This window comes from Desulfuromonadales bacterium (assembly GCA_035620395.1).
Classification (GTDB): domain Bacteria; phylum Desulfobacterota; class Desulfuromonadia; order Desulfuromonadales; family DASPGW01; genus DASPGW01.
Genome location: DASPGW010000130.1, coordinates 25113 through 40247, shown reverse-complemented (window position 1 = coordinate 40247; position 15135 = coordinate 25113). Strand labels below are relative to the sequence as shown.

15 protein-coding genes are annotated in these 15135 nt (G+C 59.7%); all 15 read right to left on the bottom strand.

The genetic code is table 11. The annotated features are described in order from the left end of the window. The coding region (locus tag VD811_07250) for a chemotaxis protein CheB (protein HXV20766.1) at window positions 1-814 on the bottom strand (814 nt) is incomplete at its 3' end. Continuing rightward, the gene (locus VD811_07245) at window positions 811-1698 is read right to left on the bottom strand and encodes a protein-glutamate O-methyltransferase CheR (protein ID HXV20765.1); all 888 of its coding nucleotides are present in this window, start codon (window positions 1696-1698) and stop codon (window positions 811-813) included. The genes VD811_07250 and VD811_07245, both read right to left, overlap by 4 nt. Further along, complete coding sequence (locus tag VD811_07240; GenBank protein HXV20764.1) at window positions 1691-3646, bottom strand: HEAT repeat domain-containing protein; 1956 nt, start codon at window positions 3644-3646, stop codon at window positions 1691-1693. Before VD811_07240 ends, VD811_07245 begins: the two co-directional genes overlap by 8 nt. Before the next feature lie 80 nt (window positions 3647-3726). Continuing rightward, a complete protein-coding gene (locus VD811_07235) occupies window positions 3727-4539 on the bottom strand; it encodes a response regulator (GenBank protein HXV20763.1) in 813 nt (270 codons plus the stop codon). A 157-nt stretch (window positions 4540-4696) separates the two neighbouring features. Then, window positions 4697-5233: a chemotaxis protein CheW gene (locus tag VD811_07230; GenBank protein ID HXV20762.1), complete on the bottom strand. Its 537-nt coding sequence runs from the start codon at window positions 5231-5233 to the stop codon at window positions 4697-4699. Next, window positions 5230-5601: a response regulator gene (locus VD811_07225; protein HXV20761.1), complete on the bottom strand. Its 372-nt coding sequence runs from the start codon at window positions 5599-5601 to the stop codon at window positions 5230-5232. Before VD811_07225 ends, VD811_07230 begins: the two co-directional genes overlap by 4 nt. A 23-nt stretch (window positions 5602-5624) precedes the next feature. Beyond that, window positions 5625-6341 carry a chemotaxis protein CheW gene (locus VD811_07220; protein HXV20760.1) on the bottom strand — a complete coding sequence of 239 codons (717 nt, stop codon included), beginning with the start codon at window positions 6339-6341 and terminating at the stop codon, window positions 5625-5627. Between the two features lie 21 nt (window positions 6342-6362). Beyond that, window positions 6363-7169: an AAA family ATPase gene (locus tag VD811_07215; GenBank protein HXV20759.1), complete on the bottom strand. Its 807-nt coding sequence runs from the start codon at window positions 7167-7169 to the stop codon at window positions 6363-6365. Then, window positions 7162-9195 (bottom strand): chemotaxis protein CheA, encoded by a 2034-nt coding sequence (locus VD811_07210; GenBank protein ID HXV20758.1) that lies wholly within the window; start codon window positions 9193-9195, stop codon window positions 7162-7164. Before VD811_07210 ends, VD811_07215 begins: the two co-directional genes overlap by 8 nt. Then, on the bottom strand, window positions 9196-9573 hold the full coding sequence (locus VD811_07205; protein ID HXV20757.1) for a response regulator: 378 nt from the start codon (window positions 9571-9573) through the stop codon (window positions 9196-9198). Between the two features lie 18 nt (window positions 9574-9591). Then, window positions 9592-10908, bottom strand: a complete 1317-nt coding sequence (locus VD811_07200) for a DUF4388 domain-containing protein (protein HXV20756.1) — start codon at window positions 10906-10908, stop codon at window positions 9592-9594. 108 nt (window positions 10909-11016) lie between these two features. After that, window positions 11017-12336: a ribosome biogenesis GTPase Der gene (gene der, locus VD811_07195; protein HXV20755.1), complete on the bottom strand. Its 1320-nt coding sequence runs from the start codon at window positions 12334-12336 to the stop codon at window positions 11017-11019. Between the two features lie 58 nt (window positions 12337-12394). Next, a complete protein-coding gene (gene era / locus VD811_07190; protein ID HXV20754.1) occupies window positions 12395-13297 on the bottom strand; it encodes a GTPase Era in 903 nt (300 codons plus the stop codon). Between the two features lie 7 nt (window positions 13298-13304). Then, a complete protein-coding gene (locus VD811_07185) occupies window positions 13305-14321 on the bottom strand; it encodes a radical SAM protein (GenBank protein ID HXV20753.1) in 1017 nt (338 codons plus the stop codon). 3 nt (window positions 14322-14324) lie between these two features. After that, entirely contained in the window at window positions 14325-15023 is a 699-nt protein-coding gene (gene rnc / locus VD811_07180) for a ribonuclease III (GenBank protein HXV20752.1), read from the bottom strand. Window positions 15024-15135 lie beyond the last annotated feature (112 nt).

The window sequence follows — 15135 nt, the reverse complement described above, 5'->3', positions numbered from 1 at the left end:
CCGAAGGAACATAGCGCTGGTCGGGGCTCGGTTCGAGCACCTGGGCGACAACGTCGGCGCCGCTGCGGCGAAAAACAAGATTGCGGCCGCCGGGCGCGATGAGGACCTGTCCCGCTCGTACCATGTCACCTGAACGGGCTTCCCGAATTTCCAGAGCGGAACACTTATTCAGGCGCTCGGCGAAGGCCCGGGTAAATCCTGGCGGCATATGCTGGGTTACGGCAAAGGCAACCGGGATGGGCCGCTGGATCGCCGAGAAAATGGCCTGCAGGGCAGGCGGCCCTCCCGTCGACGCGCCGATCACCACCTGTTCCAAATGGTACTCCGACACCGCTCTGGCAGACGGCGCAACCCGAGCGGGCGGACGACCAGGCAGCGACCGCTGCAGCACGGACCGTTTCAGCACCTTGTTCATATCCGTCCGGGCGATTTCGCGCACCTTATGCAGCAGGTCATCACGGATGTTGAACAGTTCCGGAGAAATCCGGGCTGAAGGCTTGGCAACGAATTCGACGGCGCCGAACTCCAGAGCCTTGAAAACATTCGCATCCTCGGAGCGGGCTGAAACAACGATGACGGGCGTCGGCCGGCTCTGCATGACGATCCGCAGGAAGGTGAAGCCGTCCATGCGCGGCATTTCGAGGTCGAGCGTGACCAGGTCCGGCTTCAGATCGATGACCTTGCGCAACGCTTCCTCACCGTCGCAGGCATATCCGATGACCTCCACTGCCGGCAGCGACTCCAGCATTTGAATGATGGTTCGCCTATTGTAGGCCGAATCATCCACCACCAGCACCCGCACCAGACTGTTCATAACCCCTCCGGCGCGGCGAGCTCGGGACGCTGATAGACCATGTCATGAACGTAGTGGCGCAGGACGAAGGCGTTGCTGATGTTCATCAACGACTCTGAATGGCCGAGCAGCAGAAAACCCTCCGGCCGCAGTCGCTGGTAGAAACTCTCTACGACCCTTTTTTTCGCCGGCAGGTCGAAATAGATGATGACGTTGCGACAAAAAACCACATCCATTTTTCCCAGCAGAGCCACCCGGGGGGTATCGAAGAGGTTGAGATGACTGATCGTCACCAGGCTTTTGACCTGGTCGGCAACCCGGTATTTATCCTCAGCTTCAACAAAATAGCGCTGCAGATAGGAGGAGTCGGTGGCCCGGAAAGAGGCACTGCCGTAAACTCCCTTGCGCGCCGCCTGCAAAACCTTCTGGCTGATGTCGGTGCCGATGATATCGATCTGCCAGTCCCGGAAGGCAGGCATATCGAGTAGCAGCATGGCGATGGTATAAGGCTCCTCGCCAGTCGAGCAGCCGGCACTCCAGATCCGCAGTCGCCGGTCGCCGGCTTTCTCCTTGCGCGCCCGGATCTCCGGAAGAATCTCCTGGGTAAAGGTCTTGAGCTGGAACTCCTCCCGAAAGAAATAGGTTTCGTTGGTGGTAAGGACGTCGATGACTTCGGTGAGTTCCTGCTCCTTCTGCTGACCATAGCGCAGAAGGTAGTAATAGTCCTTGAAATTCTTCAGTCGGTGGTGCTGGAGGCGCTTGCCGAGGCGCTTTTCCAGCAGGTACTTCGACTCCTCGTTGAAATGGAGTCCGCAGTGTTGGTAGACAAAATCCCGCAGCAGACGGAACTCCTCGTTACTCATCGGAATCTCGGGAGCGAAGAAGAGCATCGGTCGGCTATCCACGCGAATCCCGCAGCTCGCTCAGGATCTCCTGAATGAGCTGACGCACCAACTCTTCCCCCTCGAGCAGTAGCCGCTCCTCGAGCAGGGGAGCGCAGGCGGGACCTTCCAGAGACGCCAGGGTGCGGACAAACGCGCTGCGCACCTCCCAATGCCGATGGTTGAGCAGCGGCTCGACGGCTGCGGGCAACCAGTCCCGTTGCCCGCTTGCAGCCAGCAGATTTAACGCCACATTGACCACCTCTTCGTCAGCGTGCTGCAGAGCCTGAACCATCGCCGGACAAGCCCGCCAGACGTCGAGTCCGGCCAGGGCTTCCAATGCGGCAATCGCCACCAGGCCGACGGGGTCCTGCAGCGCCCGGCAAATCGGGGCAAAAACATCGGCCGTGCCCAGCCGGCCCAGGGAGCGGACAGCGGCAGCCCGTACCCAGATATCTTCATCCTGCAGGGCGAGTTCCAGAGGGGCAGTCGCCTGGCTGTCCGCTGTCATGCCGAGCGATTCGGCCGCCAGGCGGCGGACTTCGGCGTCCTCGTCCGTCAACGCCAGCATCAGCGTCGGGAGACGATTTTCTCCAGAGCGTCTCTCGAAGGCCCGCACCGCCGCCCGCCGCACCAGCGGGGATTCATCCTTCACGGCGAAAGCGAGACAACTCTCGACCTCGGGGCTTTCCAACTGGCCGAAGATCGTAATGACCTGCATGCGCAATTCGGCATCGTCGCCAGCCTGCAGGGGTCGAAGCCTTTGGAGAACTTCCTGCGGATGCGTCTCGCTCAGACGGCAAAGCGCCTGCGTGGTCACTTCGCGAACCTCATCCCGCGCACGGCACAGGGTTTCCGTCAGAGGGTCTATAGCAGCGGTCTCGCCGAGTTTGCCAAGCGCCTGGGCGGAGACGAGTTGCAGCTCTGAATCCCCGTATTTCAAGCCGGAACACAGCAGTGCCAGGCCATCGACACAACGCGACTCGCCGACGAGATAAGCGAGATAGACCCGTGTTCGACTGCTGGCGGTCGGCCATAACTCCAGCAGGGAGCAGGTGGCCGGACACCCCATGACGACCAGGGCGGCTGCGGCCTCCTCACGCAAAAGCTCATTTTCGAACAGAGCCAGCAGCTGCGGCGCAAACCGCACGTCACCCGTCCCGCGCAGAAGTCGCACCGCTGCCTGGCCAATGGCAGGGTCGGAACATTCCAGTGCACTCGCCACCGCTTCGGCAGCCGGAGTGCCGGCGAGTCCGGACAGGACCTCGTCGATTGCATCGGGCAAGGATGCGGCAATCCGGTCCAGAGCGACGATGGCTGCCTCCCTGACGTTGCGCATGTCGTCGGCCAGCCCGCAGATGAGTACAGGAACCGCGTCTATGCCGCCGATTCGCCCGAGACAGTCGAAGAGGGCTTTCCGCAACAATTTCTGGTCCGAAAATTCAAGCAGCCTGGCGACGGGGACCGCCTCGCCAATACGGGCCAGGGCCTCCAATATGGTAAAGCGCAACCAGAGGTCGGCATGGTCCATGGCATCGAGAAGCATCGGCACAGCTTCGGCGGCACATAGTTTACCCAGATTTTCCGCCGCAGCGGAACGGACATTTTCGTCCGGGTCTGAGAGTGCCGGCAGCATCCACCGGGCGCAGCTCTCATCACCGATGTCACCCAGGATATCGAGAACGAATTTGCGTACGTCGCGATCGCTGCAGGAAAGCTCTTCGAGCAGAAACGGGACCGCCTGCGAGCCGAGTCGCACCAGAATCTCGACGGCAGCGTTGCGCAGGCCCGCGTTTTCTTGTGCGTGCAGTAGCTCGATCACCTCGCCAGCCAGCTCGCTGGCCCGCGGCATCTCGAGAAAAAGTTGCACAGCCTCCTTGCGGACGCGCCAGCTCTCATCGCCCAGAGCCTGACAAACCAGGCCCAGGTCGGTTTCGACACCGTGGCGCCCCAAGGCCTTGAGCCCTTGCATGCGTTCTTCTTCCTGAAGGGACAGGAGCATTCGATGAATCTGTTCTCTTTCTTCCACTGATAAATCGTCCGGGCCGCCGTTCAGAGCTGAAGCTCTTTCCGGCGGCGCTCAATAAGGGCCGCAAAGGCCGTCTGCAGAAAATCCTCCTGAGCATGCACCGAGGAACCGACACGTTCGGCAAACAGCCGCCTTCCCTCGGCGATCTCCATCTCCAGGAGTTCATGAAACCGCCCTGTGCGTATCCCTTCCTCGACCCGCTCCTGGTTGTAAAGGGCAATATCAGTGACGATGCTTCGCGCCAGACGCCGGGCATTTTCCTGCGCTTCCAGGGAAGTAGCGGCCGCCATCTCCCGCTCCTCGGCCGAGCGGATCAGCATGTTGATTTCCTCGAAGTACTCCTTGCCCTCGGCGGCAGCTTCCTGCGGCTCCAACAGCTTGCCGGCCACAACTTCCTCCCGGGGCTGAACCTGTCGTTTTCTCAGCGGCTTGGCATGGGTGATGAGGCTGTTGATTTTCGGGACGAGGTCGTCAGGAATGTGGTGCTTCTCGATGTAGTCGTCCGCCCCGTAAAGCGAAGTGGGCATCCGCTTGTAGGCCATCTTGTTGTAGACCGAGGAAAGCAGTAGAATCTTGACCTCTTTGAGGGCAGGACGGTTGCGCACCTTGTCGACCAGTTCAAAGGCGAAAAGGCCGGGCAAGGCCACATCGATGAGGGCAACCTCGGGTGGAGCAGCTTCCATCGCCCGCAATGCCTCATGCCCGTTATGGCATATCTGAAAGGTAAAACCGTCCCTGGCGAGAATCTCGCCGAGGGTCGTGCAAAGACTTTCGTCACTGTGCGCTACCAGAACACGGTAAGGGCCGGCAGCTGACGAAGGTACCGCGACTTCCATCTTGAAAACCTGGTGGCAGCGACTGCAACGCAGGGTGATCCTTTTTCCCCCGAGGCGTTGACGGTCAAGACGAAAACGGGCAGTGCAAGCCGGACAGCTGGCAATCATCAAAACCTCGCATCAATCAAAATCGGTAACAGCGGCAAAGGAAACAACTTCAGGCCGTGGTGATCGCTTCGCCCTGCAATTTCTGGATGCTTTCAAGATCGATCCGCTCTCCGGACGAAAGAATCTTTTCCAGATCGATCAGCATCACCAGTTGGTCCTCACGCCGGCAGACCCCGAGAAAGAACTCGGATCCGCGCCCTCGAAGAAATTGGGGCGAAGGCTGAATTTCCTGCCGGGTATAACGGCGGACTTCAGCGACCTCGTCCACCATCAGGCCGATAACCTTGCCGGCCAGGGAACAAATCAATATACGCGTCCGGCGTTCAGAGCCGGCGGCGGGCTGCTCGAAACGCTTGCGCAGATCGACCACCGGAACGACGGCACCGCGAAGGTTGATGACCCCTTCGATGAAGGGTGGCGCCTTGGGTACGGGAGTCAACCGCTGCGGACGGATGATCTCCCTGATCCGCATGATGTCGAGAGCGTACATCTCGGTGCCGATGCGGAAACAGGCCAGTTGAATCTCCTGCCGGACCCCTTCCCGAGCAGCTCCGGAAACAGACTGTTGCTCACGCTCTATACTCATTTGACAAGAAACCTCTGGATGGTTTCGATCACCATGGCTGATTTGAAGGGCTTGGTGATATACCAGTCGGCACCGACCTTTTCCCCTCTCGCCATATCATCACGGGTCTTTTTGGCGGTCAGCATGACCACCGGGATATCCCGGGTAGCCGGATCGCTCTTGATCCGGCGGCAGACCTCGAATCCATCGATTTCCGGGAGCATGATGTCGAGCAGCACCAGATCAGGCTGTTCCTCGGCAATGGCATCGAGTGCCGCCTGTCCGTTGGGCACCCCCCTGACTTCGTATCCCTTCGACGTCAGCAGAATGCTCTCCAGTTTGAGCAGACTCTCCTCGTCTTCGACCACCAGAATTTTTTTCTTGGGCATCGAATGACTCCTTTCCTGAGGCATCAGTTGAGTTCTGCATTCAGAACATTCGCCAGGTCGAGCAGGATCAGCATCCGACCCTGAATCCGCCCAACCCCGTTCAGCAGTTCGCGATCGACTCCGGAGAGAACGGCGGGTGGGGATTCGACCCCGCCGGCAGGAATCCGAACCACCTGGGAAATGCTGTCGACCAACAGTCCGGCGGAGCGCTCACCCCATTGGCAGACGATGATGCGGGAAGCCGGCGTCAGTTCACTGACTCCGAGTTTGAGCCGTTTTTTTAAATCGAATATCGGGACAATGATTCCGCGCAGCGAGATGATTCCCAGAATGAACTCCGGCACACGCGGGATATCGGTAATTTCACGGAGCTTGATGATTTCGCTGACGCCGGCGATATCGAGAGCGTATTCTTCGCTGCCCAGGCGAAAGGTCAGCCATTCGCAAAGAACCTCGGCCTTCTGCTCATCCTGCCCCCGCAAAGTTTGCAGGTAGCTCTCTTCGGAGGCGAGAGCGACATCGGGTCGAAAGTTGAAAAGAGCCTCCAGCGGATCCTCATGGCCCGGCAGCGGCTGGATGGCGGAAAGCGGCATGACCGGAGGCGGAGATCCCTGCTCTGCCGGAGCCCCCTGGATGGAGACGACAGCACGGGGGGAAGACTTCGTCTCGGCGATCGATGCCTGCCCGCCCGATTTCGGTCGAGTTTTGGCTTTTTTGCGAATTTCTGCCAGATCCATCATATTCCGTTTCCTGTGCAGGGCTCAGGCGGTCAGGTCGAGTTCACTCATGACTGCATCGAGGATGGAAGCATCGATCCTGCGGACCTCGCGGCCGAAACTTTCGAGCAGGGCAAGGGCCGCAGCGTGATTGATCTTGCGCGGGATGCCGCCGGAATACTGGTATATCCGTTCGACGGCGGGCGGCAGGAAAAGGCCGGCAGTCCCACCGGCGACCTGCAGGCGGTAATCGAGATACTCGGCCGTTTCCACCAGATCAAGGGGCCTGAGATCACACTGCATGCCGATGCGCTGCCGCAAGGGCTCGTAAGCGCGGTGCGCGAGACGTTTGCGAAGTTCGGGTTGACCTACCAGCACGACGCTCAGCAGATTGCGGTCGTCGAGTTGAAAATTGGTCAGCAGCCTGATTTCGTCAAAGGTCTCCTTGTGCGGAACAAGCTGTGCCTCATCGACGATGAGAACCGGACAGACCCCTTCTTCGTAGAGCCGGTACAGTTCGCCGCCGATCTGTTCGAGCAGATCGGTTTTCAGGCGGGACGGCTCCGCCACCCCCAACCTTATCGCCAGTGCCCGGAGAAATTCCATCGGGGTAAGCCGGGGATTGATGATGAGAATGATCCGATAGCGCTCATCGAGTTCATCCATCAATGCCCGGGACAGCGTAGTCTTGCCGCAGCCTATTTCGCCGATGAGCAGAACCAGATCCCGTTCTTCGACGGCATAGATGAGACGAGCGAGCGCCTCCCGGTGTATCCGGCTGAAGTAGAGAAACCGCGGGTCGGGCGTCTTGCTGAACGGCCTTTCGCTCAGACCGAAAAAATCCTCATACATAGAAAGCCGATTCCCCGCGCAGCGCTTCGCTCATCAGGCCCCCGACGTCGAGCACGAGAATGGTCTTCTGGTTGCCCAGATCGGCGGCACCGGCAATGCCGCGGACAAAGGAAAGGGCACTACCGAGCGACTTGATGACCATATCCTGTTGGCCGAGCAGTTCATCGACGACGATCCCGAGTTTTTTCTCCGCCAACCCGACAACCGCCACGAAAATACGGCCGTCCCGACGGGAACTGACCGGCAGCTTGAAGATATTTTCGAGACGCAAAAGCGGCAGGGTACTTTGCCGCAGTTCGATGACCTCCCGCCGTTCAATCGTGCGCACGCTCGCCGTCTCGACCATCAACGTCTCCATGACTGCATTGATGGGAATAGCGTAGGTCTTGCCGCAGACGCGAACAATCAGCGCCTTGATGATCGCCAGGGTAATGGGCAGGGTGATAGCCAGCGTGGTCCCTTCACCGGGGCGACTGTCCATCTCGATCATCCCGGAAAGGGCAGAGATGTTGTTTTTGACCACATCCATCCCGACGCCGCGCCCTGAGAGGTCGCTGACCTCATCCCGGGTGGAAAAACCAGGCAAGAAAAGGAGATCATAGGTCCCGTCGCGTGAAAGCTCGGTCCCCTCGGCAATCAGGCCTTTCTGCACCGCCTTGCGGCGGACCTTTTCAGGATCGACGCCGCGGCCGTCATCCCGCACTTCGATGACGACGTGGTTCCCCTTCTGCGAGGCCCAAAGGGCAATCGTTCCCTTCTCGGGCTTGCCGGCGGCCAGGCGCTCATCCGGGGGCTCGATACCATGATCGATGGCATTACGGATGATGTGCATCAGAGGGTCGGACAGATCCTCCATGATGAGCTTGTCCAGTTCGGTATCAGCGCCGCGGATATCGATAGCGACTTTCTTGCCATGTTCGCCGGCCACCCGCCGAACAATACGGACCATCTTTTCGAAAAGCTGGCCGACCGGGACCATGCGCACCTCCATGACCCCTTTCTGCAGCTCATCGAGCCGGCGCTCGAGCACCCGGACGGCCTTCTGCAGCTCAACCGCCATCTCGAGATTCCCCCCGGCCCGGACCTTTTCGGTGACTGCAGCGATCGCCCCCTTCGAGAGCACCAGTTCGCCGACCACGTTCATCAACGAATCAAGCTTGTCGATGTCGACCCTGACCGTGCGGCTGATCGACCGCATCGAGGTGGCGCCCCCCTCCTGTCCTTCTCCTGCGGGTTCAGTCGCAAAAGTTTCTTCCTTCGGCCGGGGCGTTGCCGCCACGGCCTTCTCGCCGAGCAGATCAACCACGGCATCATCACGGCCAAGAGCCGCAAGAATCTCGCCGACCGTCGCAGATGTGCCATAGAGGAGTTGAAAGCCGATCCGGTCAGCAAACTCCCCGGCGCAAGGCAGAGTACTGATCACTTCACCCTTTTTCTTAAGAATATCGGTGATCTCGGCCAGGTCCTGATCGAAGCTGGCGAGATTGAAACTGAACTTTACACTCTGGATGTTGCGCCCCTTCTTGAAACAATCCAGCAGGCGATGCTCCTCGTACTCCGTCAGAACACTAAGTATGGCAGGATTGATGTTCAGCCCTGCCAGCAGATTTTCTTTCCCCTCCGCCGCGCCGTTCAGAACCCCTTCGATGCGAGTCAGGACCGGCGCCAGATCGAGAGAATATTCCTCGGTTTCGCCCTTGCCGTGGACAAGACGCGACAAGGTTTCCAGGGCATCAAACAAAACCTCGACCAGAATCCCGCTCAGCGCTACCTTGCCGAGACGCAGACGGTCGAGGAGATTTTCCATATGGTGGGCCAGGGTGGAAATGTCATCGAAACCGAACATTCCGGAGATGCCCTTGAGCGAATGGGCGCCACGGAAAATACTGTTGAGCAACTCCGGGTCGACCTCACCGCTTTCATTGCCGTCGGCGAACGTTACCAGGTCGAGATTGAGCTTCTCGATGATCTCCTCGGCCTCACCGAGAAATTCCTTGATTGCGCGCGAGATGGGCCGCTCCGCCACTTACGCCTCCTGACCGAGAAAACGCACGATGAGAGACTGCAGTTCCTGTGGCGAAAAAGGTTTGGTCAAATAAGCATCAGCCCCGAGAGACAAACCCTTTTCGCGGTCCCGCTCGCTCCCCTCGGTACTGATGATGAACAACGGGGTGGTCTTGTAGTTCGCATTTCCCTTGATGAAACTCACCAGTTCCAGACCATTGATGTCCGGCATGTTGATATCCGTAATTACCAGATCGACCTTTTCACGAGGGAGAATGCGCAGCGCTTCGAAGCCATTGGCTGCCTCGACGATTTCGAAATCCCCCAGAGCGGCGATGGTCGAAACAATCAGGGAACGCATGGTCGGCGAATCTTCGGCAATCAGGATTTTTTTTGACACGAGATTTTGCTCCCCCGGCTAGACAGCGTCTCTTTCTCTCAGGCGGCGTTCGAGAAGCGCTTTTTCCATCGCCAGTCCGGCCTGGGAAAGAAAGATTTCCAACGCTTCGGTATCGCCGATCGGCTTTTTATCGGGGAAATTGTCGCCGTACAGGATAGCAACGACCGTTCCCTCGCTGATGATGGGTCCGAGAAAAATTTGCTCCGGCAAGTCGCCACCCAACTGTTTTTTCAGGTAGTTATCCCATTGGCCCGGTTCGGGACGGAGCTTCATCGGCAACATTTCGTTGAGTGCCTTGGTGAATACGGATTCCTCGTTGCGCGGAATCTTCATGCGCCGGATCCGGGCGTCGGCCATTTCTCCTGAAGAATCGAGCCCGAACTGTCCCAGACCGACGATATCCTTTTCCTTGACCAGGAATATGACCGCCCGATTCATCCATTCGCTGGCAAAACGCAGGACCAGCAGAATGATCTCGCCACCCAGCGCCGGGTTGTTGAGCTCCTGCAACATCCCGCGCAACAGGTGCAAACCGGGAGACTGCGGTCCCTTGCCGCGTGCGGCTACATCCGTATCTCCGAGTTCGCGCAGCAACTCGGCGCCGATATCGTACAGGGGTGCAGCCGGCCGACTGGCCGCCTCCCCAGCCAGACGCTGACAGACCGGGACACCCTCACCCAACTGCGGAACGGGGCGTGACGCGGTAATTTCTGGCGGAAGCGCCGGCGCGATGTAGGCGACGGGCGCAACATGCAGGTGGCCGAGTAACTTGTCCGTAGCGTAAGCCGGCTCCTCCGGAATCTCCTCGAAGGATTCGCCGCGGTGCCGTTTTTCATCGAGGAGCCGGCTCCCCTCCATGGCCAGCCACTGCGGATTCACCCCCTGCTCCAGCATGTGCTGAAGGGGGCTGAACCGGGTGGCTGTGAGTTCATCCTGGTCTCCGACGTCGAAAGAAAAGGTTCCTTCCGTCCAGTTGAAGAAGCTGTAGATGATCCTTTCGACCTGTTCCTTGACGACCGCGTCCATGGCCGGCAAAGACACGCCGAAGTGCTCCGCCAGAATGGAGCAGATGCGTTGCGGCCCGACGCTCTGCCGTTGGAGGCTGAGGGCCTGCCTGAGGGTTTCGATATCGACAAGACCCTTGCGCAACAGCAGATCGCCCAGATTCTCGCGAAAGGAGCTGGATGTCGCTTGTATGACCTGGCCGTTCTGGAAGGTTATCCGGCCCTCACGACCCCGACCATACAGAGAAAGCACACCCGATTTGCGACTGAGACTAACGATCTGGAGAATGTCCCCCAGGCCCAGGTCTTCGAGATTTCCGACAAGACTCATGGCAATCCGGACGCGAGTGGCTGAAACGCCAGGGGGTCAACGTAACGGGCGAGAATTAAATGGGATTGAATATATCTTAGGATACCAGCCAAGTAAAGGTTTTTCACCCTACGCCTGACGCTCCCGATCCTTAAAATAAAGCCGCAGAGGGGTTCCCGTAAAACCGAAAGCTTCCCGCAACTTGTTGCCCAAATAGCGCTCATAGGAAAAATGGACACCTTCAGCGCGGTTGACGAAAATCACAAAACTAGGCGGCCGGATGCCGTCTTGGGTAACATAGAAAAACTTCAGGCGTTTTCCCTGAAAGACGGGAGGCTGGTGGTCTTTGACCGCCTCGCTGAGCACCTTGTTCAACTGAGGCGTGGGAATCCTTCTGACATACTCCTGAGCTACCTTTTCGACCTCTGTCATGATTTTGTTGACGCGCTGCCCGGTCAGTGCCGAGACGAAGAGGATCGGCGCAAACGGCAGATACTTGAAGGTGCGGCGCAACTCTTCAACGTATTTGCCGAGAGTGGCATTGTCCTTGGTGAGACGGTCCCACTTGTTGACCACCAGAATGACAGCCCGCCCCTTTTCGTAGGCGTAGCCGGCCACGGTCACGTCCTGGTCGGTGACTCCCTCCTCGGCATCGATCACCACCAGCACGACGTCGGCGCGATCCATCGCCTTGAGCGCCTGAACGACACTGTACTTTTCCAGCTTCTGGCTGACCTTCCCCTTGCGGCGGATGCCGGCGGTATCGATCAGCACATAGCGTTTGCGGTTGTAGGTGAAGGGGGTATCGATGCTGTCGCGTGTGGTACCGGCCTGGGGATTGGCTACCATCCGCTCGAAGCCGAGCAGGCGGTTGACCAGCGACGACTTGCCCACATTGGGACGGCCGACTACGGCCAGGCGGATCTCCTCACCGGATTCCACCGGTGCCGGTGCCGGCGGAAGCAGAGCCAGCACTGCGTCCATCAGATCGTCGATGCCGCGGCCATGCTCGGCGGAAACCGGATAGACGACTTCCACCCCCAGCGCATAGAATTCGGGCAGCCCTCCCTCTTGCCGGTCACCATCAACCTTGTTCACGACGTAGAGGACCGGCTTGGAAACGCGGCGCAGCATGCCGGCCACCTCGATATCGGAGGGGGTGAGCCCCTGCTGGACGTCGACAACGAACAGGATGACATCGGCCTCTTCCACCGCCAACTGGGACTGCTCGCGCATCTGCACCAGCAGGCGCTCTTCGCTGACCGGTTCGAACCCACCCGTATCGATCAGCGTGAAAGGGTTGTCAAACCGGGTAACCTCGGCATAGTTGCGGTCGCGGGTGACCCCGGGGATATCCTCGACGATGGCCTTGCGACGACCGAATATACGATTAAACAGGGTCGATTTGCCCACATTCGGACGACCGACGATAGCAACAACTGGCAGCATGAATAATTCCGTGTAATTGGTGATGGGCCCCGAGGCACGAGCATTTTCCCCGGCCGGGCTAGTGATAACCGAATTCCCGCAGGAGGCGTTCCGATTCGGTCCAGTTCTTCTGGACTTTGACAAAGAGCTCGAGAAAAACCCGGCACCCCAGCAAACGCTCGATGGCAACCCGCGAAGCCTGGCCGATGGCGCGGATTCTGGCCCCGCCCTTGCCGACAACGATCCGCTTGTGACTGTCGCGTTCGACGTGAATGACCGCGTTGATCACGACCAGATTCTTCTCCGGGGATTCGGTGAAAGCCTCCACCGTCACCGCCACTCCGTAGGGAACCTCCTCCCGGGACTGGCGGAGAATCTGCTCACGGATCATCTCGGCAACGATAAACCGCTCCGGCAGATCGGTCACCATATCCTCCGGATAATAGCGAGGCCCCTCGGGGAGCAGCGCTTTCACGGTCGCAACCAGATCGTCGAGCCCATCCCTGGTCAAGGCGGAAACCGGGACGATCTCGCGGAAAGGGAACCTGGCGGCGTAGGTGGCCATCAGCGGCAGCAGTCGCTCCCGTGGGACCAGGTCCATCTTGTTGATGACCAGAATGACGGGAATCTGACTGCGGGAAAGCAGTTCGATGATGAAATCGTCGCCGCCGCCAGGCGGATCGTTCGCTTCGACAAGGAAGAGGATTACGTCGACATCGGCGCAGGCGGCCAGCGCCTGGTCGACCATGAACTTGTTCAGTCGCCCGCGCGCTTTGTGTATGCCGGGGGTGTCGAGGAACAGGATCTGTCCCGCCTCGACGTTGTGAATGCCGAGAATGCGGTTGCGGGTCGTCTGGGGCTTGTTCGACGTGATCGCGATTTTCTGCCCGAGAATGGCGTTGAGCAGGGTTGATTTGCCGACATTGGGGCGACCGATGAGCGAGACGAACCCCGAATGGAATATTTCCTTACCAGTTTCCAATGCGCTATTATCCTTCGTAAGCAGAGAGGTCCATGAGCAGAAAGTCCTGCCCGTCAAGGGCCAGATGCCCCCGTGACAGGGCAGAGTCAGGCACCAGGTTAAAATCACCGAAGCGCCGCTGCAGTTCGCAAAGATTGCCGCGCCGCTGGCCGATGACATCGGCCAGTTCGGCCGGGTGGACAGCCACCAGACGGGCGTCCATCACCGCCAGACCCCGCAGCAGGGCCCGCAACCAGAGACGGGAGCGAACCAGCTGACCGAAAGCGGGATGATACGGACCGGCCAGCAACGTCTCGCCCCCGTCCAGTTCGGGCGTCGACTGCAAGCCCAGACGAATCACCGGAACGCCAGCCCGGCGGCAGTACCAGAGCATCTCGGCGCACCAATCGACGGCCTCTTCGAGGGGAACGGGGCAATAAAGGCCATCCAGATACCACTGCGCAAGCCCGGTGTCCCGCAACACGACCGTTGGATAGATGCGCAGAAAGTCCGGAGCCAGGGCCAGGGCTGAGGTCAGCGACGCCATGGCCTCGGCCCTGTCGCCTCCAGGCAGACCCGGCATCAACTGCAGACCGACAGCAAGACCGGCCCGCCGCAACCGGCAAACGGCCCCGGCCGCCGCCCCTTCGTCGTGGCCACGTCCGGCCAGGCGCAGTACATCAGCCGAGAAGGATTGACAACCCAGCTCTACAGTCGTCACCCCGAGGCCTGCAAGCCACTCGGCTGCCCCCGGCGCCAAGGCGTCGGGCCGGGTCGAGACCCTGATGCCGGCCACCCTGCCGCTATGCACAAAGGGCGCGACGGCCTCCAGCCAAGCCTGCTGCTGCGCGGTCGGCAGCAGGGTGAACGTTCCGCCGAAAAAGGCGACCTCGCCGTCACCGCAGCGCGGCAGCATCTGTTCGAGAGCGCCGGACACCACGGCCGGAGACGGTGGTTCATCGCCGCCGCCCGACTGCTGCTGCCTGCAGAACAGACAACGATGCGGGCAGCCGGCATGGGGAATAAAAAAGGGGTAGAGCCGCACCGTCTAATTGTCCATACGGGCAAGTGCCTCGCAGGCGGCCGCCTGCTCGGCTCCCTTCTTGTTCCGGCCCTGGCCCATGCCGATCGTCCGGTTGTCGAGCCGAACCTCGACGGTGTAAAGCCGCTGATGGTCGGGCCCCTCGGTACGGGTCAACACATAGACGGGAGGATGCCCGTGGCGGGCCTGCAACAACTCCTGCAAGCGGGTCTTGTGATCGATACCCGCCTTGCGGCTGGCCGAGAGCGCAACCGCCGGACCGAACAGCCCATCGACGACGGAGCAAACGCGATCAAAACCACCATCGCAGAAAACGGCGCCCAGCAAAGCCTCCAGGCCATCCGCGACCAGGCTCTCCTTATCCCGGCCCCCGCTGCGCTCTTCCCCGCGACCGAGCTGAAGGCAACTGCCAAGGCCCAACTCGCGGGCAATAGCCGCCAACCCCTTTTCGCTGACGACTTCGGCGCGGATACGGGTCAGCTCGCCTTCCGGCAGAGCGGGAAAATTGCGAAAGATCCCGTGGCTGACGACCAGATCGAGGACGGCGTCCCCGAGAAATTCAAGCCTTTCATTGTGCGGAACGGATTCGCCCGGGTGCTCGTTGCTGAACGATTTGTGGGTCAGAGACTCGCGCAGTAGGGCAGGATTGTTGAAATGGTAGGCAATCCTCGCCTGCAATGCCTCTTCGCAATCCCTTATTTCCACATCTTCTCCACAAAAAAAACCCGCCCCTGTCAGCAAAACCGCGGCTGAGTATACCTGAAGCGGCCCCCGTTATCAACGGTTACGGCCGCCCCAAACCAGGTTTTCCCTTGAT